This is a genomic window from Aquabacterium sp. (assembly GCF_021768455.1).
Classification (GTDB): domain Bacteria; phylum Pseudomonadota; class Gammaproteobacteria; order Burkholderiales; family Burkholderiaceae_C; genus Aquabacterium.
On the sequence record NZ_JAIZVX010000016.1, the window covers coordinates 12,996 to 33,900 of the forward strand.

Genomic DNA, 20,905 nt, shown 5'->3' on the forward strand with positions numbered 1-20,905 from the left:
CATGCACCATCATCACTCCGTCGACGCCTCCGGGCGTCAGGCCGTATCCGAACAATCCAGCGCAAATCTGTCGCTGGCACCAGGGGAGAACGTTCTGGCCAGCCTGGAGGTTGACCTGAACGCTCAACTTCAATTCTGCGCCATCCCGCTGGTGCTGACCACCCGGCGCCTGGCAAGTCGGCCTGAAACCGCGGCCCCCTGGGCCGAGTGGGCACTGACCGCCGACCTGGCCCTGCACCAGCACGACCACGCTGGCGTCGGGGTGTTGACCCTGCAAAACAGCCAGCAACGCCTGGCCGTCTGGCATTTCACCCTCGAAGCCCAGGCCCAGGTTCTGCGCCTGATCGAGCAGTTCAAGCGCCACCAGGCCGCCCTCGCCACCGGCGACGCCGCCCAGGCCGAAGACGCCAGCCTCTGCCCCAGTTGCAAGGCCCAACTGCCGCCCGACAGCGAGGAATGCCCGGTCTGCCACCGCGAGCTGCAAACCCCGCCCTCGACCTGGGTGCTGCTGCGCCTGTGGCGTTTTGCCAAACCGTATCAGGGCAAACTGGCCGCCGGCTTCGGGCTGACCCTGGCCTCCACGGCCGCGACACTGGTGCCGCCCTACCTCACCATGCCGCTGATGGACGAGGTGCTGATCCCCTTCCAGAACGGGCAGACCATCGACCAGCACAAGGTCACCCTGCTGCTGGGCGGGCTGCTGCTGTCGGCCCTGCTGGCCTGGAGCCTGGGCTGGGCCCGCACCTACCTGCTGGCCCTGGTGTCCGAGCGCATCGGCGCCGACCTGCGCACCACCACCTACGAACACCTGCTGCGCCTCTCGCTGGACTACTTCGGCAGCAAGCGCACCGGCGACCTGATGAACCGCGTGGGCTCCGAGACCGACCGCATCAACGTCTTCCTCTCGCTGCACGCGCTCGACTTCGCCACCGACGTGCTGATGATCGCCATGACGGCGGCCATCCTGGTCTCGATCAACCCCTGGCTGGCCCTGGTCACCCTGGTGCCCCTGCCCTTCATCGCCTGGCTGATCCACCTGGTGCGCGACCGCCTGCGCACCGGCTTTGAGAAGATCGACCGCGTCTGGGGCGAGGTCACCAACGTGCTGGCCGACACCATCCCGGGCATCCGCGTGGTCAAGGCCTTTGCGCAAGAGCAGCGCGAAGCCAACCGCTTCAAGGCGGCCAACCAGTACAACCTCGAGGTCAACGACAAGCTGAACAAGACCTGGTCTCTGTTCACACCCACCGTCTCCCTGCTGACCGAGATCGGCCTGCTGGTGGTCTGGGCCTTCGGCATCTGGCTGGTGTCGCACCACGACATCACCGTGGGCGTGCTGACCGCCTTCATCGCCTACATCGGGCGCTTCTACGGCCGGCTCGACTCCATGAGCCGCATCGTCTCGGTCACGCAAAAGGCCGCGGCCGGTGCCAAGCGCATCTTCGACATCCTCGACCACGTCTCCAACGTGCCCGAGCCCGTCAACCCGGTCAAGCTGCCGCCGCTGCAAGGCGGCATCACCATGGAAAACATCGGCTTCCGCTACGGCAGCCGCTCGGTGGTGCGCAACCTGAGCCTGGACATCCGCCCCGGCGAAATGATCGGCCTGGTGGGCCACTCAGGCTCGGGCAAGAGCACCCTGGTCAACCTCATCTGCCGCTTCTACGATGTGAGCGACGGGGCCATCAAGGTCGACGGCGTCGACATCCGCCGCATCGCCGTGGCCGATTTCCGCCGCCACATCGGCCTGGTGCTGCAGGAGCCTTTCCTCTTCTTCGGCACCATTGCCGAGAACATCGCCTACGGCAAGCCGGGCGCCACCCGCGACGAGATCGTGGCCGCCGCCCGCGCTGCCCACGCGCACGAATTCATCCTGCGCCTGCCTCAGGGCTACGACTCGCTGGTGGGTGAACGGGGTCAGGGCCTGTCGGGCGGTGAGCGCCAGCGCATCTCGATTGCACGCGCCCTGCTGATCGACCCGCGCATCCTCATCCTGGACGAGGCCACCTCGGCGGTCGACACCGAGACGGAAAAGGAAATCCAGCGCGCGCTCGACAACCTGGTCAAGGGCCGCACCACCATCGCCATCGCCCACCGTCTGTCGACCCTGCGCAAGGCCGATCGCCTGGTGGTGATGGACCGCGGCGAGGTCGTGGAAGTGGGCCCGCACGACGAGCTGATGGCCCTGCAAGGGCACTACTGGCGCCTGTACGAAGCCCAGGCGCGCAAGGCCGAGCAGGACGCCCTGCTCGACGCCGAGCCCCTGGACCACACCGCCCTGCCCGCAACGCCCCCAGCCATCCAGGGATGACCCCATGAGCACACCCGACTTCACCCTGGCCCGCGATGCCTTCGGCAAGCTGGTGTTCACCGGCACCGATGGCGTGGCCCATGTGGGCGCCGTGCCCGTGCGCGCCTTCCCCATCGCCGCGCCCGACGAAGGCCTCTCGCTCATCGGCCCGCAAGGCCATGAACTGGCCTGGGTGCCACGCCTGAGCGCCCTGCCTGCGGCCCAGCGCGAACTGATCGAGGCCGAACTGGCGCTGCGGGAGTTCACGCCCGTGATCGAACGCATCCGCGAGGTCTCGACCTTCTCGGTGCCCAGCACCTGGACGGTCGACACCGACCGCGGCCCCACCCACTTCGTGCTGAAAAGCGAAGACGACATCCGCCGCCTCGGCAACGGCCGCCTGCTGATCGCCGCCAGCCAGGGACTGAGCCTGAGCGTGCGCGACATGGGTGCACTCGACAAGCACTCGCGCAAGCTGCTGGAGCGTTTCCTCTGAGTGCTCAAGCGGGCTCAAGCAGGCTGGCGAGCTGCTGCCCGCGTCAATGGGCCTGCTTGATGGCGTCGAAGGTCTGGGCCATTTCAGACTCGCTGACCTCTTCCAGGCGCGCTGCGGCCAGCACGTCCTCTCCGGCCAGCCAACGTGCCTCGAGCGAGGCATCGCGCAAGGCCAGGGTGAGCGACTGGTTCAGCTCGTAACTGCCCCAAGGCAACTGGGCATCCCGCAGCGCCGACTGCATGGCGTTCTGCACCAGGCTGCGCACGTTCATGTGCGGTTCTGAATAGGGGATGCTGTCACTGCGACCCGATGCAGCCTGTGCACAGGCGCGCTTGTCGTACGAGGCCAGGCCCCTGCAGGCCAGCGGCCGAACCTGGTACACCACGCAGACGCCCTGTGCGATGAAGGGGCAACGCTGGCGGGCCTTGACCCGCTCGGACTCGCTCAGTCCCTGGGTGCGGGCATCGGCCTGGGCAATCTGGCCCGGCAGGTCCACACCACGGGCCTGCAGACCCGGGTCCACCGCCCGGATGAACCGCGCCATCAAGAACACCTCCGGGGCGGTGGCACTCACACGCAGCGTGCAACAGGTGGCGCACCCCCGGCCGCAATCGACCTCGGGCAGCCCTTCTGACTGCACGGCCACGTTGGCATCGAAGCTGCCAAAGGCCAGGCTCAGCAGGCCTTCGATCAAGGCTGGCTGCCCGGGCCGCTCGCGCAAAACCTGGGCATAGGCCCCATGCAGATGCTGGAAGTAAGCCAGCGACGACAGCTGCGGCGCCCCCATGGGTTCAGTTCTCCGCCACCACTTCCAGGGCCAGCAGCTGTTCGCGCAAGGCATGCAGGGCGCGCCAGCCATTGGCCTGCTCATAGAAAGGCTCGATGGTCTCGGTGGCCAGCACGGCCTCCGGATCGCTCCAGTAAATGCGCACATCGCGCAAAGGCCCTTGAGCGGAGTCTGCGGCCACGCGGGCCCGCAAAGCCGCCTCGCAAGCGGCCTCGACGCTCACCGGTTCGGGCTGGTAGGCCCCGCGACCCAGTTGGTGGTCGGCACGGTAGAGGTCGGTGTCCCAGCCGTGCTCATCCCCCAGACTGCAGATGCCGGGGAAGGCCTCTCGGGCCGCATCCGGCTCGCCGTCATGCCCCACCAGGTCCAGCAGCTCACGGGCCGTCGTGACGTCGTGGATCTCCCACTCGTCCAGCGGATCGGCCGCGGCCACCTTGCGAAAGAAATCTTCCGCATCGAAAGCGAACCAGGCTGACGGGTCGCCCTCGTGGGGCAGTTCGACGACGTAGATCATGCGCCCGCCGAAGGGCGCGGATCGCCCATGAGGCTGCGAATGAAGCCCACGGCTTCCGGTGCCAGCAGCTCACGCTTGCCCACGGCACCGCACTTCACGCACTTGCCAGACGCGTCAAAACCCTGGTTGGTGCACAGCTCGGGCTTGTTCTGAGTGCAGCCGATTTCGCCGCACACGCATTTGTAGAGAGAGCCGTTGCACAGCATCTTGTAGCCCGCACGGGCGCCATCACATCGAACCATGGTGATCTCCTGTTTACTCGACGCCTTCGGCCTGGGCCTTGGCCCAAACCACCTTGCGGAAGCGTTCCGCGATGGCGACGGGGTCGTCTGAAAAGGTGCGCTTGGCCACGTCCATGGCCCCTTGGGCGATGGCGGCCTCGTCATGGCGCAGGGGAATGCGCCCGCCCATGTGCGTCGCGCCAGGCACGGCCCGCTGGATGGCCTGGCGATTCGGATGCTCGATCAAGGGCACCAGGGTGTCGGCTTCCACCACACCATTGAGGCAGAGCTTGCCGTCGATCACTTCGACCGTGCGGCCGTCCATCGTGGTCTTCACAAACGTTGCAGGCATCGCGTCACTCCAGGCCAATCAGGCATCGAGACAGAGGGGACAAATCGAGGGTGGGGCAAAGAGCAGGTGAAAGGGCGACAAAGAACGAAGCAGACAGGGCAAAAAAAGGGGCAGCCCACGCCGCCCCTTTTCGCCAGACATCAGCGGATGATGTCGTAGGAGTAGTCGGTCTTGCCCGGGATGATGGTGTTGGCATCCAGGGTTTCGAAGTACTCATCCAGCAGCTGGACCAGCACGCGCAGACCGCCGTCGTAGCCCCAGATCGGGTAACGGTGATAGTGGTGACGATCGAAGATCGGGAAGACCATCCGGATCAGCGGGGCGCCGGTGTCGCGCTCCAGGTACTTGCCGTAGGTGTTGCCGATCAGGAAGTCGACGGGCTCGGTGTGCAGCAGCGAGCGCATGTGCCACAGGTCGCGCTTGGGGTAGACCTTGCAGCCTGCGCCGTAAGGCGAGCTGTCGAACAGGGCTTGCACCTTGGCGGCCCACTTTTCGTCGCCGTTGGTGGCCAGCACGTGGGCGGGTTCGGCTCCCAGCTCCAGCAGGAACTGCGTCAGGCCCAGCATCTCGTCGGGGTCACCGTACATGGCGTAGCGCTTGCCGTGCAGGTGGGCCTGGCTGTCGGCCATGGCGTCGAGCAGCTGGCCACGTTCCTTCTCCAGCTCGGCAGGGATGGGCTTGCCCGTGGCTTCAGACACGGCCATCAGGAAGGCATCGGTGCCGGCAACACCGATCGGGCTGTTCAGCACGATCACGTTGTGGCCCTTTTCCTTCAGGTACTTGATGGTCTTCTCGGCGCTGTACTCCTGGAAGACGATCGTGGTCTTGGCGTTGAGGGCGCGGATCACCGTTTCCTTGGACGTGCCACCTTCGTACATGCGGAACTCGCCATCGGTGGGGGTGTTCCACACTTCGGACGGGTCGCAGATGATGTTGTAGTCCAGGCCGAACAGGCCCAGGATGCGCTTGATTTCCTTCATGTTGCCCACGACGTAACCGTCGAAGCCGCCGATGAAGTTGATGGTGTCGTCGGGCACGCGCTCCAGGGCGGGCACGGTGCCGGCCTTGCCGTCCCAGAAGTGCTGCAGGATGCCCAGCAGCGCGTTGTCGTAGCCGGTGATGTGGCTGCCGACGAAGGCCGGGGTGTGGGCGAAGGGCACGTCGAACTCGGCAGGCACCGAACCCTTTTCCTTCGAGGTCTTGATGAAGGCGTTCAGGTCGTCACCGATCACCTCGGCCATGCACGTGGTCGAGACGGCGATCATCTCGGGCTTGTACAGGTTGAAGGTGTTGGCCAGGCCGTCGATCATGTTGTTGAGGCCACCGAACACGGCTGCGTCTTCCGTCATCGAGGACGACACGCAGGACGTGGGTTCCTTGAAGTGACGCGAGAAGTGCGAGCGGTAGTAGGCCACGCAGCCTTGCGAACCGTGCACGAAGCTCATGGTCTTGGCAAAGCCATTGGCCACGAAGACGGCACCCAGCGGCTGGCAGGCCTTGGCGGGGTTGACCACCAGGGAGTCACGCTTGAAGTTCTTCTCTTTGTAGTCTTCGGTCTTGGTCCACTCGACGATCTGCTTGATCTTCTCGTCGGCGTGGTTGAACTCGAAGGCCTTCTTGCCTTCCAGCATCTCTTGGTATTCCGGCTCGCGGAACAGGAATTCGTGGTCAAGGACCTTGTCTGCGCTTTGCGGCATGGTGGCTCTCCTAGATAACGATGGTCAACTCAAGTGGTTCTCTGGACGCCGGCCGTCCCCAGGACGGGCCGGCGTCTTGTGCGCTGGGATCCGGTGGATCAGGCGGCCTTCTTCCAGGGCGCCTTGGTCAGGCCCCAGATCGGGCTGCTGATGGCCATGTCCATGTCACGGGCGAAGATGGCGAAGCCGTCGTAGCCGTGATAAGGGCCGGAGTAGTCCCAGCTGTGCATCTGACGGAAGGGCACGCCCATCTTCTGGAAGACGTACTTTTCCTTGATGCCCGAGCCCACCAGGTCAGGCTGGACCTTCTCGACGAACTGCTCGAACTCGTAGCCGGTCACGTCGTCATAGATCAGCGTGCCGTCCTTGACGTAGTGCGTGGTGCGCTGGTAGTCGTCGTTGTGGCCGAATTCGTAGCCGGTACCGACCACGTCCATGCCCAGGTCTTCATAAGCACCGATCACATGACGGGGGCGCAGACCACCCACGAACAGCATGACCTTCTTGCCTTGCAGGCGAGGCTTGTACTTGGCGATGACGGCTTCCATCAGCGGCTTGTACTTGGCGATGACTTCTTCGGCCTTGGCCTTGATGCTGTCGTCGAAGTGAGCGGCGATTTCGCGCAGCGACTTCTCGATCATCGAGGGGCCAAAGAAGTTGTACTCGACCCATGGCACACCGTACTTCTCTTCCATGTGACGGCTGATGTAGTTCATCGAGCGGTAGCAATGGAGGACGTTGAGCTTGGCCTTCGGGGTGTTTTCCAGCTCGGCGATGGTGCCGTCACCCGACCACTGGGCGATGACGCGCAGGCCCATCTCTTCCAGCAGGATGCGGCTGGACCAGGCATCGCCACCGATGTTGTAGTCGCCGATGATGGCCACGTCGTAAGGCGTGGATTCGAAGACGTGTTCCTTCTTCGTCTTGCCGTCAAACACCCAGTCTCGGATGGCGTCGTTGGCGATGTGGTGACCCAGCGACTGGGACACGCCACGGAAGCCTTCGCAACGCACCGGCACGATGGTGTGGTTGTTGTGTTCCTTGGACTTCTTCTTCGACACGGCTTCGATGTCGTCACCGATCAGACCGATCGGGCACTCCGATTGCACCGAGATGCCCTTGTTCAGGGGGAAGAGTTCCTGGATTTCGTCGACGATCTTTTCCAGCTTCTTGTCGCCGCCGAAAACGATGTCCTTTTCCTGGAAGTCGGACGTGAACTGCATGGTCACGAAGGTGTCCACGCCGGTCACGCCGATGTAGTAGTTGCGGCGGGCAGCCCACGAATACTGGCCACAGCCCACGGGGCCGTGCGAGATGTGGATCATGTCCTTGATCGGGCCCCACACCACGCCCTTGGAGCCGGCGTAAGCGCAGCCACGGATGGTCATCACACCGGGCAATGACTTGATGTTGGATTTGACGCCGCAGTCAGGCTTGCCTTCTTCAAAGGTGCCGAGGTGCTTGGCGCGACGCTTGGCCATCTTCTCGGGATAGGCCTTCAGGACTTCATCGATCAAGGCCTTGTTCTGGGCCTTGCGCTCTTCAACGGTCATGCTCATGGTGCGACTCCGTGTGTGGATTCAGAGGGTTCCGGGAGGTCTTGCTTTGGTCTTCTTGGTGTGATCGTCAGCAGCCTCTGGTCTGGTCCACCCGGGCAGGCGAGCGTGGTGACCACGCCCACCCGACCGGGTGGGGAACCGGCTGTCAGGCAGCCAGTTCAGCGGCGGTCTTGCCGACTTCGCTTTCGTCGATGGTCTTCATGATCCCGTGCTCCATCAGCAGGTCTTCCAGCTGGTCCATGGTGATGGGGGTGGGGATGGTGCCGTTGCCAGCGTTGCCATGGACCTTGGTGGCCAGGGTGCGGTATTCACCAGCCTGCTTGCTGTCCGGTGCGTACTCGAGCACGGTCATGCGGCGCAGTTCGGCGTGTTGCACGATGTTGTCGCGGGGCACGAAGTGGATCAGCTTGGAACCCAGCATGGCAGCCAGGGACTCGGCCAGTTCCAGTTCCTTGTCGGTCTGGCGCTCGTTGCACACCAGGCCACCCAGGCGCACACCACCCGAGTTGGCATACTTCAGAATGCCCTTCGAGATGTTGTTGGCGGCGTACATGGCCATCATTTCGCCGGACATGACGATGTAGATTTCCTGGGCCTTGTTTTCGCGGATGGGCATGGCGAAGCCGCCGCACACCACGTCACCCAGCACGTCGTAGGACACATAGTCCACGCCGTCGTAGGCGCCGTTTTCTTCCAGGAAGTTGATCGAGGTGATCACGCCGCGGCCGGCGCAGCCAACCCCGGGTTCCGGGCCACCGGATTCCACGCAACGGATGTCGCGGTACCCGACCTTCATGACGTCTTCCAGCTCGAGGTCCTCGACCGAACCGGCTTCAGCGGCCAGCGACAGGATGGTGTCCTGGGCCTTTGCGTGCAGGATCAGGCGGGTCGAGTCAGCCTTGGGGTCGCAGCCGACGATCAGGATCTTCTGACCCATTTCGGCCAGAGCGGCCAGGGTGTTTTGCGAGGTGGTGGATTTGCCGATGCCACCCTTGCCATAGAAGGCGATCTGTCTCAAAGAAGCCATTGCAGTTCTCCAGAAAAGTGAGGAAAGAAAAAGCAGGTTGCGTAGCCGCGACCCTGATGTGCCTTTGGTGCCGATGTTGGTCTTCTGTTGCCGCCACTCGCTGGCCAGACATGGTCTGCGCAATCCATCTACCGCAACTGCCGTGCCATGCCCCCCTGCTGTCTGCAAGGCCTTGATTTGCCTAGAGAAAGCACTGTTTGTCGGGCTTTCCTAGCCCCCCTGACGCCATGTGGGAAAGGTGACAAAAGCCCACACGACGTCGCGAACAACACAGGCCTGTCGTTTGGCAGAGTGGGCCCACAGCCCCGATGGCATCGGGGTTCCCGGGCAATGCCCCTTCAATCCCGAGCATCCGCTTCTGGTATGGGGATTGCAGAAATGGGCTCACGCGTGCGCGCACGTTCCACCCCTGTCACCCAAGGACTTCACCATGACCGTCACACTGGACAAAACCACCATCGACCAGACCGCCTTTGCGGCTCTCGATGCCGCCAAACGTCTCCAGAACCCGGTGCTGAAAGCACCCACGCACAAGCCGGGTCGCTTCGGTTTCCGCGGTGAACTGGCGCTGCGCTTTTCACAGCAGATGGCCGACGAGGCTCGCCCTCCCGAGCTGACCTGTGACCAGGTCATGGCCATCGCCCAGGCCGGCGAAACCACCATCCCCTTCTTCACCGGCTACCTGCTCTCCTTCGAACACCTGAAGGATGTGGCCGAGGCCTTGGGCAGCACCCTGACCGCTGGTGGCAAGTACTTCCTGTTCTGCAACAACATGGACATCAGCAAGAAGTACCAGGTGCCCTTCAAGGGCGCGATGTTCTATGTGCTGCCGATCGACGAGGCGACGGTCTACAACGAACTGCTCGATCTGCTCTACCTGGAGAAGAACGAACTCAAGAAGCTCGACACGGCCGCCAAGCTCGATGCCATCGCCGATGCGGCCATGAAATTCGACGTGACCTTCGACATGATCACGTACAGCGAAGGGCTGGAGCTGATGGGCCCGGTGCGCAACCCGAACGAGAACCGTCCGGTCTGAAGTGCCGTGAAGCGCCGCCAGGGCTCGCCAATGGGGTCGACCGCGCCTTGAGGGTCGCCCCTTAGCCCTGACAGGAAATCGCTCCCAGCGTTTTCCCGCAATCAGGCCGAATTCCGTGGATTCCAGCCGTTTCGCCCCTTCAGACAGGGGGGATTCGGTAAATGGGCGCCGGTGCACGATTAACACCACACCAACACGACACGCCACAGGCCTGTCACCGCCCACAGGAGTTCACATGACTTTCGCCTCCCCGCTGATCCGATCCCTGGTTGTCTCTGCTGGCCTGGTCGTCGCCAGTGCCACGGCTTCGGCCGCCGGCCTGACCATCCCCGCGGCCGGCATCCAGGCCAACTCGGTGCTCGACTTCTCCGACGACGCGCTGAAGTCCTTCAACCTGCGCTTCATCAGCGTATCCATCGAGGCCAAGGGCAACGCCACGGTGCTCGACAAGACGCTGGGCACCTACAACATGCCGATCACCAGCATCTCGGTGAGCTCCTCGCTGAAGGTGGCCGGGGGCCAGGCCAGCGGCTCGGCCTTGCTGATCACCCGCGCCAACGACGATGACGTGACCGTTGGCATGACCCTGGCCAACTTCACCATCAATTACGAGACCAAGCAGGTGCTGGCCGACGCCACCCCGCTGCATGGCGCCACCGTCCCGCAGATGCCGCTGTACAACTTCAACGTGGCCACGCCGCTGGCCCTGAAGTACAAGTTCCCCCTGACCATCACCGGTCACGAGGTGCTGGACAAGCTCTTCCTGACGCCGGAAGCCAAGGCCTTCTTCATGTCCTCGCTGGAACTGCCCGCTGTGGCCACCGGCCTGCTGGACACGACCGATTTCGGCACCCTGACCCAGGACATCAGCACCAAGGCCCGCAAGCCGGCCGTGCCGACCGCAGCCTACGTGCCCGCACCCTGAACCTTGTGCGCCAGGCCCTGACGGGATAACCCGACACCTCGCGTTATCCCGCACCTGATTCAGGGGAAAGCCTCCTTGGGGCAACCCTGGGTTTGGCGCTTTTTGTTCCAGGTCGGCACGCTCGTCCCTCCACCTCAGGGGGGCGGGGGGCGGGGGGCTGCGCGATGATGAAGCCATGTCCACCCGGGCTGGCTTCAACCGGCCCGTTCAACCCAGGAGCGCCCCATGCTGTCGATGTCCTTCCGTTCGTTTGCCGTCTCTGCCGCCCTGGTGGCCGCTTCCGCTTCGGCCACCGCCACCGGTCTGACCATCCCCGTCAACGCCCTCACTGCGGACTCGGTGCAGGCCTTCTCCGACGCTGCCCTGAAGTCCTTCGCCCTGAAGTTCATCGGCGTGACCGTCACCCCCAAGGGCACGGCCACCGCCTCGGCCAGCACCACGGGCGCCTATGTGCTGCCCATCACCCACATCACGCTGAAGGGCCTGAAGATCGCCAGCGGCCAGGCCCGTGGCGCCGCCCTGGTCATCAGCCGTGAAAACGACGATGGCGAGGTCGTGGGCTTCACCCTGGCCAACTTCTCCATCAACTACGAGACCAAGCAGGTGCTGGCCGACACCACCCCGCTGGGCAGCACCGTGACCGTGCCGCAGCTGCCGCTGTACAACTACAACGCCCTGGCACCCCTGGCCCTGAAGTACAAGTTCCCGCTGACCATCACCGGTCACGAAGTGCTCGACCAGCTCTTCCTGACACCCGAAGCCAAGGCCGTGTTCATGGATTCGCTGCAATTGCCGGCCGTGGCCATCGGCCTGCTGAACACGACCGACTTCGGCACCCTGACCCAGGACATCAGCACCAAGTTCCGCAAGACCCCGGTGCCGAACAAGCTCTACGTTCCTGCGCCCTGATCGCTGTTCCCTTTGTGAGTTTTGCGCCAGTTCCAGCCTGGCGCCCCACATCCTGATCCGGCACGCGTGCCGGGAGCCTCGGCTTCCGGTAGGCTGCCGGATCTGCCTTTTCTGCTTCGCACATGATCATCCAGCAAGACACCCCTCTCTGGAAGCGGCTCGCCCTGCCGGTTTCCCTTGCCCTTGTGGCGATCGCGGCCTACGCCATCTGGTCTCACGGCCCTGAGGACGGGCCTGCGGCCAACGACACAGCCGCTTCGGCCTCCGCCGGCGGCGCCCAGGGCAATGTGCCCAGCCCCTTCGGCAGCATGGCCACCCACCAGGCACCTGCCCCCGACGGCAAGCCCGCGACCATCTCGCAGGAAGACTGGGACGCCCTCAAGGCCGCCACGGCGCGCTTGCCCCAGGGTGCCGCCGAGGCCCAGCGCATCGTGAGCTACCTGGGCTACCAGCACGACTTCGAGTTCTGGCAATCCACCATCGACTCCAGGAACGTGGAGAGGCGCCACCAGATGGCCCGCGCCCTGCTCGACCAATTGCCAGAAAGAGTGGCCAAGGGTGAGTTCACCGGCCCTGAAGGCACGCTCATGGGCACCGTGCTCCTGGGGGACCTCATCGCCGAAGAAGCCAAGCGAGAAAAAGCCATTGAAGAATGGACCCAAAAGCTCAACACGGCCGCACCGCAGCCCAGCGACGAAAAACTGCTGTCCGACCGCGACCGGATGACCGAGCTGATGCGCCGCCGCGCCGTGGCTTACCTGGAGTGGCAGGCGAAAGCACCGTCCGAGCGCAAGGCGGGCGAACTGGACAAGGCCTTTGACGACGCCCAGCGCTGGTTCGCCAGCGGAGCCCCCTGACCCGGGGCGCACGGCGGCCTTGACCTGGGACAAGGCCCGGCTCGGGCAGGTGTTCAGAATGGATTCAGACACACAGACCACCGATCCACCTGAAGCCAGGAGAGCACCATGCCAGCCCTCGCCACCGCCCCACGCACCACGTCGCCCCGTGGCATCCAGCCCTTTGACGTGCTGGACGCCTGTCACCAGCAGATGGTCACGGCCCTGCACCAGCTCGCTACCCTGGTTGAGCACCTGCGGGAGCGCGGTGTGGACGGCAAGGCCCAGGAGATGGCCCGCAACATCTTCAACTTTTTCATGACCACGGCCCGCCAGCACCATGAAGACGAAGAAAAGCACATCTTCCCTGCCCTGCTGCGCAGCGACGACGACAACCTGATCCGCCAGACCCTGCGCCTGCAGCAGGACCACGGCTGGATCGAAGAAGACTGGCTGGAACTGGCACCGCAGATCGAGTCCATCGCAGCCGGCTACAACTGGTTCAACCTCGAACAGCTGGAACTCGGCATCCCGGTGTTCACCGCGCTCTACCAGGACCACATGGCGCTGGAAGAATCGCTGATCTACCCGGAGGCCAAGGCGCGCATCGGGGCATGGGACCTCCAGGGCGCAGGACGCGAGATGGCCGAAAGGCGGCGCGTCAACAAGCGCTGAGCACACCGACAGAGGCCCCGAGGGGCCTCTTTTGTTGTGTGGCGCTCAGCGTTCAGACGCCCGATTTGAAGCCCAGCAGCTCAACGGTCACCGGCTCTTCGCCCAGGGTGGCCTGACAGGCCAGGCGCGACTTGGAGCCCACACCCACGATGGTGTCGAGCATCTCGTTTTCGGTGCGCTGGATCTTCGAAATGCCCTTGCGGCCTTCCTGCACAAACAGATGGCAGGCGCCACATTTGCCCTGGCCTTCGCACTTGGTCATCAGGGCCACGCCGGCTGCCTTGATGGCAGCCAGCAGGCTCATGCCAGGGGTGGCCTCGAAGGTGATGCCTTGGGGCAGGATGGTGAGTGCGGTCATGGTGTGTTCTCCGTGTCAATCAAAGCGAGGAATGCAAGGGAAATGCGGCCAGTCAAGCCGCGGTGATCAGCCCGGCCACGTCGGCCAAAGGCATGGGGATGCGCGTGACGTTGTATTCGTCCAGGAAGCGCTGCTCCATGCGGGTGGGCTCTTCGGGCAGCACGGCCCAATGGCGATCGCTGGAGCGCTTCATGATCTGGCGCGCGAAAGTGCGGGTGAGCTGGTCGTTGAACCGGCACCCCAGGAAAAGGAAACTGCGCCCCTCGCGGATGCGCTGCACGTCCATCGGGATCGGGGTCTGGATGTCGATCTCGGTCAGGACCTCGACGTAGTCGGTATCGGACACCAGGTAGTTGCCCGCCGGCTGGTGACCACCAATGGGGCGGTAGACCAGCGAAGCCCACGAGGCAGGCAAAGCCGCATCGGTGACCAGTTGGCTCTGTGCGTCGTAGAAGGCCGTCCAGGTGCCGAAGTGTTCGGACTGCGACAGGCCCTGCACCTGGCCCCAGTCGCCCTGGGGGCGAACCTGGGCGTAAGCGGCGGTCAGGGTGTCGTCGTACCAGCTCTCGACCACCATGGGTGGCGCCACCTTGGCGAGCCAGAGGTGCAGCGGGCTGGGTGTGGGCGTGGCAGCAAAGGCCTCGTTCATCAGTTGCACCACGCTCTTGCGGTGCTTGAAGTTTTCGATGAACTGGGCGGCCTGCGTCAGGCGGTTGCGGATCTTGTGCGGCACGGTGGCCTTGGCCGTGAGCTGGCCAACCAGCACCTCGGGTGAGGCCGGCACGGGCAGATCAGGGATCAGGCTGAGCACGCCCGGGCCAAGGTAAGGCAGCACGCGGCCTTCCTTGAGGCCGGTGATCAGGCCCTGGATGTCGGCCAGCACGTCTTGCGACTGTGCAACGGCTTCGGGAGAGGCGACGTCGGTCATGGTGTTTCCTTGGGTTCTGAACAGGGGTGGCTCAGCCTGTGAGCCTCAGTAGATGGCTGCGCCCGCACCCACGTTGACGGAGGCGTCCTTCAGCGTCTTGACGATGAAGTGCACCTCGTCTTCATCGAGGTGGACGTGGAATGGGAGGGCCAGGGAACGGTCACCGATGCGCTCGGTGTTGGGCAGCTGGCCATTGCCACGCTTGTGGCCCATGGCCTGGTAGTGGAACTGCTGGTTCAGGGGCAGGCAGTAGGCCGCGGTCTCGACGGCGTTGCTGTCCATGTCCTCGATGATCTGGTTGCGGGCGCTGGCGGTGAAGCGTTTGCCCAGGTGGATCTTGTAGACCATCCAGTGCACCTCGTCGACATCGTCGGCCAGGTAAGGTGGCTTGATGCCCTCGAAGCTCTGCATCTCGGCCGTGTACCAGGCTTCCACCTTCTTGCGCTTGGCCAGGATCTCGTCGATGCGCTGCAGTTGGGCCAGGCCCACGGCCGCGTCCAGTTCGCCCATGGTGGCGCCCCAGGGCACGCGGCTGCCCACGGACACCGAGGCGCGGTCGCTGACCTTGCGTTCGCGCAGGTAGGCCACTTCGCTGGCCACCTTGGGGCTGTTCGTGACGACCATGGCCCCCTGACCACAACACAGGGCCGAAGGCTGGCTGAAGTCGAAGATGGCGACGTCACCGAAGCTGCCCACCATCTGGCCCTGGTAGCGCGATCCGATGGCTTCGGTGCTGTCTTCGATCAGCACGAGGTTGTGCTGGTCGGCCAGGGCGCGCAGGGCCTGCCAGTTGGCCGGATGGCCGTTGACGTTGGAGGCCAGGATGGCGCGGGTGCGCGGCCCGATCTTGCTGGCCGCCTGGGTGGGCTCCAGACAGCCCGACCAGTAATCGATGTCGGCCAGAACGGGCGTGGCACCCACCAGGGAGATGCCATGCGCGATCTGGTGCCAGGCATAGCCCGTGGTGATGACTTCGTCACCCGGGCCAATGTCCAGCGCCTTGAGCGTGAGCGCCATGCCCTGGATGCCGCTGTTGAGGGCGACCGCATGCGGCCGGCCCAGCCAGATGGCAAAGGCCTGCTCGAAGGACTCGACCATGACCCCGGACGACAGCTGGGTGCTGCGCAGGGTCATGACCACGTTCTCCAGTTCGGCCGGGGTGATGTCCGGGTCGGACAGGGTGATCAGGTCGACTTCTTCTTCCATGGGGCACCTTTTGATCGCTGGGTTGGAACGTGGGGAGGACGAGGGCGGTGCAGGCTCAGCCCTGGGTGAGCACAAGGGCCGAGGCCTGGAGCGGGTCACGCGTGACCGTCCAACAATGGCCATCGGTGCTCATCATGTAGAGCGCCCGCTCGGGGCCCTGGGTGGTCGGCACGTGGACGGCGGGCTTTTCCCCACGCATGTCGAAGGCATCGAGCACCAGCGTCTTGAGCGGCGAGAGGCGCTCGCGCAAGGTGACCGCGGCGGCGCGCACGGTCTCGGCCTGGGACACGATCTGGGCGGCCTGGGTGAGTTGTTCGGCGGTGATGGCCATGGTGTGGGCTCCCTTGGGATTCGGCTGGGTGTGCGGGATCAGTCGTCGTTGCCGCCCGAGATGCGGCGGGACTCGACCGTGATCGGCAGCGTCGTGCCTTCGGGCATGTCGGGCAGGCTCATCAGCCAGCCATTGCCCAGGGTGACGTTGCCGCCCCACATGCCGGGGCGCTCCATGGAGACGATGGGCTCCTCCAGGTCCTTCTTGGGGACGTAGAGGGACAGCGTGCCCTTGCCGTCTTTGCGGATCATGACTTTCATGCAAACACTCCTGGTGAGGTAACGGAATCGGGATGCGGGTGCGGCAGGGGTGCGGTGGACTCGGCCATGAGGCCACCAATCTCCCGCGGCAGGTGAGCCAGAACGTGGTCGATCTGGGCCTCGGTGGTGTCGGCCGACAGGCTCAGACGCACGGCACAGAGCGCCTCGTTGCGCGGCACCCCCATGCCGGTGAGCACGGTCGAGGGCTCGTTGCCACCGGCTGAGCACGCCGAGCCAGAGGAGGCCTGCACCCCCAGCCGCCCCAGCTTGTTGAGGACCAGGTCGGCATGCAACAGGCCAAACCGCAGGAAGCTGGTGTTGGGCAGGCGCGGCGAGAGTTGGCCGTAGACCTCGGTTCCGGGCAAGGCTCGTTGCAGGCCTTGCTCGAGCCGGTCGCGCAGCGTGGCCATGCGGGCGCTGTGGGTCAGCCAGTCGTCAGGACTGAGGGTGAGGCGCTCGGCGGCCGCGGCAAAGCCCGCGATGCCGGGCAGGTTCTCGGTGCCCCCACGGCGCCCTCGCTCCTGAGAACCGGGGAAGAGCACGGGCCAGTTCAAACCCTGGCGTACGAGCAAGGCCCCTACCCCTTTCGGGCCGTGGAACTTGTGGGCCGAGACCGAAACCAGATCGGCCCCGGACTTGCCGAAATCGAAGGGCAGCTTGCCCACCAGCTGGGTGGCGTCCACATGCAGCATCGCACCCTGGGCATGGGCCAGCCGGGCGATCTCGCCAATCGGCATCAGCACACCCGTTTCGTTGTTGGCCGCCATGACGGAGACCAGCGCCACCCGGTCGGTGATCAGGCTGCGGGCCTGGGCCATGTCCAGCGTGCCATCGGACAACAGACCGATGAACGCCACGTCGCCACCAGGCTGCTGCGCCAGTTGGCGGGCGAGCTTCTGCACCCCGGCGTGCTCGGCCGCGCTCAGGACCAGGCCGCTTCGGCCATTGAAGCCCACCGCCCCGCGCAGGGCGATGTGGTTGGCCTCGGTGGCACCACTGGTGAAGACGACCTCGGCCGGCTTGCAGCCCAGGAAGCGCGCCACCTTGACACGGGCTTGCCCCAGCATCTGCTTGGCGTCCTGGCCTGCGTCGTGGTTGGACGAGGCATTGGCCCAGTTCTCGCGCAAGGCCTGCAGCATGGCGTCAACCGCCTCGGTTGCCGGCGGCGTGGTGGCGTTGTGATCGAGGTAAATCCAGTCGGGGTGCATGGTGGGTCCTGTGCAAGATGGGCTCAGGGCCAGAAGACGCGATCGGGGTCGAGGCAGACCTCTTCCAGCAGGGGCTGCATGTGGGGTGCCTCGTCGTGCTGGAGCCACTGACCGGTGTCGTGATCGTGCGAACACAGCAGCCAGCCGCCACCCTCCAGGGGAGACAGAAGCGCGATGTTGATCACGCCGCCGTCGGGGTCGACGTTGCGCGAGCAGCAAGGGCTGGTGATGAGGTAGGCCTCACCTTCTCGCAGCACGGTGGGCTTGACGTAGCGGTAGCGCACGCGTTGAGCCAGTGCCCGCTCGATGCGGGCGCAGCCCAGGTCATGCAGGCTGGCGCGCGGTTGGCTGAGGGTGGCGGCCATGCGTCGGCTGCTGCGGCGGGTTCGACCGGGCTCGCTGCTCGGAAGCGATGGATCCGACTCGGAACTGCGTTCGCGGCGGGCGGGTGGCTTGCTCATGTGCCCACCGGCGTGCTCTCTGACAAGAGCGGCAACTGCCCCCTTGCCTTCTCGGCCAGATCGGCCAACTCCTGAAAGAGCATGATTTCCGCTTCCAGGCAGCCCACGACCATGCCGCTGAAATCGACCATGTAGACCGGCATGTTGGCCTCTTCGTGGTGACCGATCTGCACGATCTCACCCTCGGCGCCCATGGGCACGACCACGGCATCCAGCGGGTGCTCGGGGTAGGTGCCATCGTTGATCAGGTCTTCCAGGGCCACGACGCGCTGGCCCCACTGGTAGATGGCTTCACGCGGTTCGATCATCATGTTGGGGCTCCTGATTCAAGGCAGTCAAAAAAGGGGGGCGGGCTAACGCAGCTCGTTGAGGCTCTTGGCCTTGTCGCCAAGCTGCGCGAGGATGTCCTCGGGCAGGTTGTCCAGCGTCATCAGTTCCTTGGCGCGCATGCCCACGCGGTAGCCGTGGTCGGTGAACTCCACCGCATAGATGTAGAACTGCTGCAGGAAGGTGCCGATGGAGACCACGTAGCCCACATCGCCCTTCTTCACGAGCACCTCGCCGATGTCCTTGCCGTTGAAGGTGCCGTCGTTGCGCACGATGCTGCGCGCCACGACGCGCTCGCCGAAGTGGAAACGGGGCGGGTCGGCGACCTCGATGCTGTCGTCGTCACGGTTGATGTCACCCATGCGGAGCTCCTGTGTCGTAGAGACGTTGGTGGACGGCCGCCCGCACTTCGGTGTCGGGGTCGTCCTGCATGCGTTGCAGCAGATCGGGCTGGGCGCGCTGGCTGACTTCCCAGCGCACGAGCAGGTCTTCGTCGAAGGCAAGGCGGTCGAGCAGGCCCATGGGCAGGCGCTGGGCCACGATCCGGCGGACCTCGGGTGCCCGGTCGTCGACCAGGCGCAGCAGGGCCGGCATCTCGATGCGCTGGGCCACCTCCTGGCGGACCTGGCTTTCGGGGTCGGACGCCATCAGGGGCAAGAGCGCCACGGTGAGCCGACGGGCCACCCATTGGCGCACGCCGTAGTCGGGGTCCTGCACCATGGACGGCAACTGCTCGGCCTCCAGGCGCTGCGCCACCCGGATGCGGACCTCGCGGTGCGGGTCGTCGCGCATCTTGAGCAGCGAACGCTGGGGCAGGCGCAAGGCCAGCTGCAGGCGCACGGTCTCGTCCGGGTCGGCGATCATGCCGGGCAGGTGGAAGACATCGGCATAGCGCGCGGCGATGGCGCGCACCTCGAAATAGGGGTGGGCCAGCTGTTCCTTGGCCAGATCCGGGTGCCAGCGGAAGAAGCGGTCGATGCGGCGGGCATATCCGTCCTGCATGCAGGCGTGGCCGATCTCGCAACCCCCAGGCCCCTCAATGCCCTTCAAGGCCACATAGGGGCAGGCCTGGCAATCGATGGCGGCACCTTGCCAGTCCATCGCGACGATGTCGCCAGCCGGGGCACGGGCGGTGGGCAGGCTCATCATGGCTGGCCCCATCCACGGTGTGGCAGGCGACCTTCTGCCAGGGCTTGCTTGTCGTAGTCGCGCTCGGGCTCGTCGTCCGGGTCGCCGCCTTCGGCACGGGCCAGGACCACGGCCAGCACGGCACCGCCCACGCGGTCCTGCGGGTCGAGCTCGCGCAGTTCGGCCAAGGCCGCACGCCCGGTGTCGAGGTCACCCAGGCGCAAGCTCAGGTAGGCATAGCCCTTGAGCGAAAACAGGTAGAAGCGCACCGCCGCATCGAAGCGGGCCTGCTCGTCGGTGATGCGCGGCAGGGGCTCGGTGGCGGGGTGGCTGGCCTGCGGCAAGAGCGCCGCGCGGGCCACGGCCAGGGCCTCGGTGGCCACCTCGCGCGCTTCACGCAGGCGGTGGCCATAGAAATGGAAACGGTAGAGCGCAATCAAGGTGGCCGGGTGCGTGGGCGCCAGGGCCTTGGCCTTCAGCAGCAAAGGCTCGGCCAGTTCACGCTGGCTGCGCACCAGGCCGGCCTGGGCGATCAGCGACTCCACCTCCGGGGCCAGGCCCTGACCCAGCACCGCGGTGTCAAAGCCCATGCCATCGGAGGCCGGCGCGCCCTCGCCTGCCGCCATGCCGGTGGCCAAGGCGTCAGGGTGGGGTGAGGTCGCAGCCGGGCTCATGCTCACGTCCTTCAGCGAGGCGTGGCCGACGGGGCCATCTTGATCGAACCGATCTCGATGCGCGACACCGCAGGCGGTGCGGCGCTGGCCGCGTCACCACTGCTGCTGCAGGCGCAAGGGGCGGCACCCGGGTTCACGAAGGTGAGGCCCGACTTGGTCGGGGTGTCGGCGAAGTCCACGATCACGCCGTCCATCAGCGTGCCGGTGTCGGCGGGCATGAAGACCTTCACGCCATTGACGTTGGCCACCACATCGCCGGCCTGGGGCTCGGCTTCCACCGTGAACTCCGAGTTGTAGCCAGAGCAGCCACCAGGGGTCACGGTGAGTCGGAAGCCTGCGGTGGCGGGCAGGCCGGAGAACATCACCATCCGACGGATGAACTTCTCTGCAGCGGGGGACACGGTCCAGTTGGGCAGCATGGTCATGGTCCTCGCTCAAGCCTTGACGATGCAGCCGTCAACCGGGCAGACCGCCACGCACTGAGGCGAATCGAACTGGCCTTCGCATTCGGTGCACTTGTTGGGGTCGATGATGAAGGTGCCGCCCTTTTCGCGGATGGCAACGTTCGGGCACTCGGGCTCGCATGCGGAACAGCCGGTGCAGGTGGAGGCGATGATCTTCAGGGCCATGGTGCTTCTCCTTTGAGTCAAGCGTGGGTGGGGAAACTGGAGGCAAGGGAGCCCATGCCCCCTTGCCC

The 20,905-nt window shown here is 65.1% G+C and carries 27 protein-coding genes; 7 read left to right on the plus strand and 20 right to left on the minus strand.

What is annotated here, in order from left to right; translation table 11 throughout:
• The first annotated feature begins 1 nt into the window (after window position 1).
• Entirely contained in the window at window positions 2-2,311 is a 2,310-nt protein-coding gene (locus tag QZ994_RS03875; RefSeq protein WP_290868479.1) for an ABC transporter ATP-binding protein, read from the plus strand.
• Between the two features lie 4 nt (window positions 2,312-2,315).
• Window positions 2,316-2,786 (plus strand): DUF1854 domain-containing protein, encoded by a 471-nt coding sequence (locus QZ994_RS03880; RefSeq protein ID WP_290868483.1) that lies wholly within the window; start codon window positions 2,316-2,318, stop codon window positions 2,784-2,786.
• Window positions 2,787-2,829: 43 nt separating this feature from the next.
• On the opposite strand, the gene QZ994_RS03885 is transcribed toward QZ994_RS03880, so the two are convergent.
• From QZ994_RS03885 to nifH, 7 genes are all read right to left on the minus strand, one after another.
• Window positions 2,830-3,573 (minus strand): YkgJ family cysteine cluster protein, encoded by a 744-nt coding sequence (locus tag QZ994_RS03885; RefSeq protein ID WP_290868485.1) that lies wholly within the window; start codon window positions 3,571-3,573, stop codon window positions 2,830-2,832.
• Window positions 3,574-3,577: 4 nt separating this feature from the next.
• On the minus strand, window positions 3,578-4,087 hold the full coding sequence (locus QZ994_RS03890) for a hypothetical protein (protein WP_290868488.1): 510 nt from the start codon (window positions 4,085-4,087) through the stop codon (window positions 3,578-3,580).
• A complete protein-coding gene (locus QZ994_RS03895; RefSeq protein ID WP_290868491.1) occupies window positions 4,084-4,329 on the minus strand; it encodes a hypothetical protein in 246 nt (81 codons plus the stop codon). The genes QZ994_RS03890 and QZ994_RS03895 overlap by 4 nt, the downstream gene beginning before the upstream one ends.
• A 13-nt stretch (window positions 4,330-4,342) precedes the next feature.
• Window positions 4,343-4,660, minus strand: a complete 318-nt coding sequence (locus QZ994_RS03900; RefSeq protein ID WP_290868494.1) for a hypothetical protein — start codon at window positions 4,658-4,660, stop codon at window positions 4,343-4,345.
• A gap of 140 nt (window positions 4,661-4,800) precedes the next feature.
• On the minus strand, window positions 4,801-6,357 hold the full coding sequence (gene nifK / locus QZ994_RS03905) for a nitrogenase molybdenum-iron protein subunit beta (protein WP_290868497.1): 1,557 nt from the start codon (window positions 6,355-6,357) through the stop codon (window positions 4,801-4,803).
• A 98-nt stretch (window positions 6,358-6,455) separates the two neighbouring features.
• Complete coding sequence (nifD, locus tag QZ994_RS03910; RefSeq protein ID WP_290868501.1) at window positions 6,456-7,916, minus strand: nitrogenase molybdenum-iron protein alpha chain; 1,461 nt, start codon at window positions 7,914-7,916, stop codon at window positions 6,456-6,458.
• Between the two features lie 145 nt (window positions 7,917-8,061).
• On the minus strand, window positions 8,062-8,943 hold the full coding sequence (gene nifH / locus QZ994_RS03915) for a nitrogenase iron protein (RefSeq protein WP_290868504.1): 882 nt from the start codon (window positions 8,941-8,943) through the stop codon (window positions 8,062-8,064).
• A 430-nt stretch (window positions 8,944-9,373) separates the two neighbouring features.
• Here nifH and QZ994_RS03920 point away from each other — a divergent pair, with 430 nt between their 5' ends.
• From QZ994_RS03920 to QZ994_RS03940, 5 genes are all read left to right on the plus strand, one after another.
• Window positions 9,374-9,982 (plus strand): hypothetical protein, encoded by a 609-nt coding sequence (locus QZ994_RS03920; protein WP_290868507.1) that lies wholly within the window; start codon window positions 9,374-9,376, stop codon window positions 9,980-9,982.
• Window positions 9,983-10,217: 235 nt separating this feature from the next.
• Window positions 10,218-10,907 carry a hypothetical protein gene (locus QZ994_RS03925; protein ID WP_290868510.1) on the plus strand — a complete coding sequence of 230 codons (690 nt, stop codon included), beginning with the start codon at window positions 10,218-10,220 and terminating at the stop codon, window positions 10,905-10,907.
• Window positions 10,908-11,132: 225 nt separating this feature from the next.
• On the plus strand, window positions 11,133-11,816 hold the full coding sequence (locus QZ994_RS03930) for a hypothetical protein (protein ID WP_290868513.1): 684 nt from the start codon (window positions 11,133-11,135) through the stop codon (window positions 11,814-11,816).
• A gap of 122 nt (window positions 11,817-11,938) precedes the next feature.
• Window positions 11,939-12,673 carry a hypothetical protein gene (locus QZ994_RS03935; protein WP_290868516.1) on the plus strand — a complete coding sequence of 245 codons (735 nt, stop codon included), beginning with the start codon at window positions 11,939-11,941 and terminating at the stop codon, window positions 12,671-12,673.
• Between the two features lie 108 nt (window positions 12,674-12,781).
• Window positions 12,782-13,327 carry a hemerythrin domain-containing protein gene (locus QZ994_RS03940; protein ID WP_290868519.1) on the plus strand — a complete coding sequence of 182 codons (546 nt, stop codon included), beginning with the start codon at window positions 12,782-12,784 and terminating at the stop codon, window positions 13,325-13,327.
• A 52-nt stretch (window positions 13,328-13,379) separates the two neighbouring features.
• On the opposite strand, the gene QZ994_RS03945 is transcribed toward QZ994_RS03940, so the two are convergent.
• The 13 genes from QZ994_RS03945 to QZ994_RS04005 form a co-directional block, all read right to left on the minus strand.
• Complete coding sequence (locus tag QZ994_RS03945; RefSeq protein ID WP_290868522.1) at window positions 13,380-13,685, minus strand: 2Fe-2S iron-sulfur cluster-binding protein; 306 nt, start codon at window positions 13,683-13,685, stop codon at window positions 13,380-13,382.
• A 52-nt stretch (window positions 13,686-13,737) separates the two neighbouring features.
• Window positions 13,738-14,613: an SIR2 family protein gene (locus QZ994_RS03950; RefSeq protein ID WP_290868525.1), complete on the minus strand. Its 876-nt coding sequence runs from the start codon at window positions 14,611-14,613 to the stop codon at window positions 13,738-13,740.
• A 45-nt stretch (window positions 14,614-14,658) separates the two neighbouring features.
• Window positions 14,659-15,819 (minus strand): DegT/DnrJ/EryC1/StrS aminotransferase family protein, encoded by a 1,161-nt coding sequence (locus QZ994_RS03955; RefSeq protein WP_290868528.1) that lies wholly within the window; start codon window positions 15,817-15,819, stop codon window positions 14,659-14,661.
• Window positions 15,820-15,874: 55 nt separating this feature from the next.
• A complete protein-coding gene (locus tag QZ994_RS03960) occupies window positions 15,875-16,150 on the minus strand; it encodes a hypothetical protein (protein WP_290868531.1) in 276 nt (91 codons plus the stop codon).
• A gap of 38 nt (window positions 16,151-16,188) precedes the next feature.
• Entirely contained in the window at window positions 16,189-16,410 is a 222-nt protein-coding gene (nifT, locus tag QZ994_RS03965; RefSeq protein WP_290868532.1) for a putative nitrogen fixation protein NifT, read from the minus strand.
• Window positions 16,407-17,618 (minus strand): cysteine desulfurase family protein, encoded by a 1,212-nt coding sequence (locus QZ994_RS03970; RefSeq protein ID WP_290868535.1) that lies wholly within the window; start codon window positions 17,616-17,618, stop codon window positions 16,407-16,409. Before QZ994_RS03970 ends, nifT begins: the two co-directional genes overlap by 4 nt.
• A gap of 23 nt (window positions 17,619-17,641) precedes the next feature.
• Window positions 17,642-17,983: a hypothetical protein gene (locus QZ994_RS03975; protein ID WP_290868538.1), complete on the minus strand. Its 342-nt coding sequence runs from the start codon at window positions 17,981-17,983 to the stop codon at window positions 17,642-17,644.
• 92 nt (window positions 17,984-18,075) lie between these two features.
• Entirely contained in the window at window positions 18,076-18,390 is a 315-nt protein-coding gene (locus tag QZ994_RS03980; protein ID WP_367172255.1) for a nitrogen fixation protein NifZ, read from the minus strand.
• Window positions 18,391-18,432: 42 nt separating this feature from the next.
• The gene (locus tag QZ994_RS03985) at window positions 18,433-18,768 is read right to left on the minus strand and encodes a nitrogen fixation protein NifZ (RefSeq protein WP_290868541.1); all 336 of its coding nucleotides are present in this window, start codon (window positions 18,766-18,768) and stop codon (window positions 18,433-18,435) included.
• Entirely contained in the window at window positions 18,761-19,552 is a 792-nt protein-coding gene (locus tag QZ994_RS03990; protein ID WP_290868543.1) for a 4Fe4S-binding leucine-rich repeat protein, read from the minus strand. Before QZ994_RS03990 ends, QZ994_RS03985 begins: the two co-directional genes overlap by 8 nt.
• Window positions 19,552-20,208 carry a hypothetical protein gene (locus QZ994_RS03995; RefSeq protein ID WP_290868545.1) on the minus strand — a complete coding sequence of 219 codons (657 nt, stop codon included), beginning with the start codon at window positions 20,206-20,208 and terminating at the stop codon, window positions 19,552-19,554. The genes QZ994_RS03990 and QZ994_RS03995 overlap by 1 nt, the downstream gene beginning before the upstream one ends.
• 11 nt (window positions 20,209-20,219) lie before the next feature.
• Window positions 20,220-20,627 carry an iron-sulfur cluster assembly accessory protein gene (locus tag QZ994_RS04000; RefSeq protein WP_290868567.1) on the minus strand — a complete coding sequence of 136 codons (408 nt, stop codon included), beginning with the start codon at window positions 20,625-20,627 and terminating at the stop codon, window positions 20,220-20,222.
• 15 nt (window positions 20,628-20,642) lie between these two features.
• On the minus strand, window positions 20,643-20,837 hold the full coding sequence (locus tag QZ994_RS04005; RefSeq protein WP_290868548.1) for a 4Fe-4S binding protein: 195 nt from the start codon (window positions 20,835-20,837) through the stop codon (window positions 20,643-20,645).
• Between the last annotated feature and the right edge of the window lie 68 nt (window positions 20,838-20,905).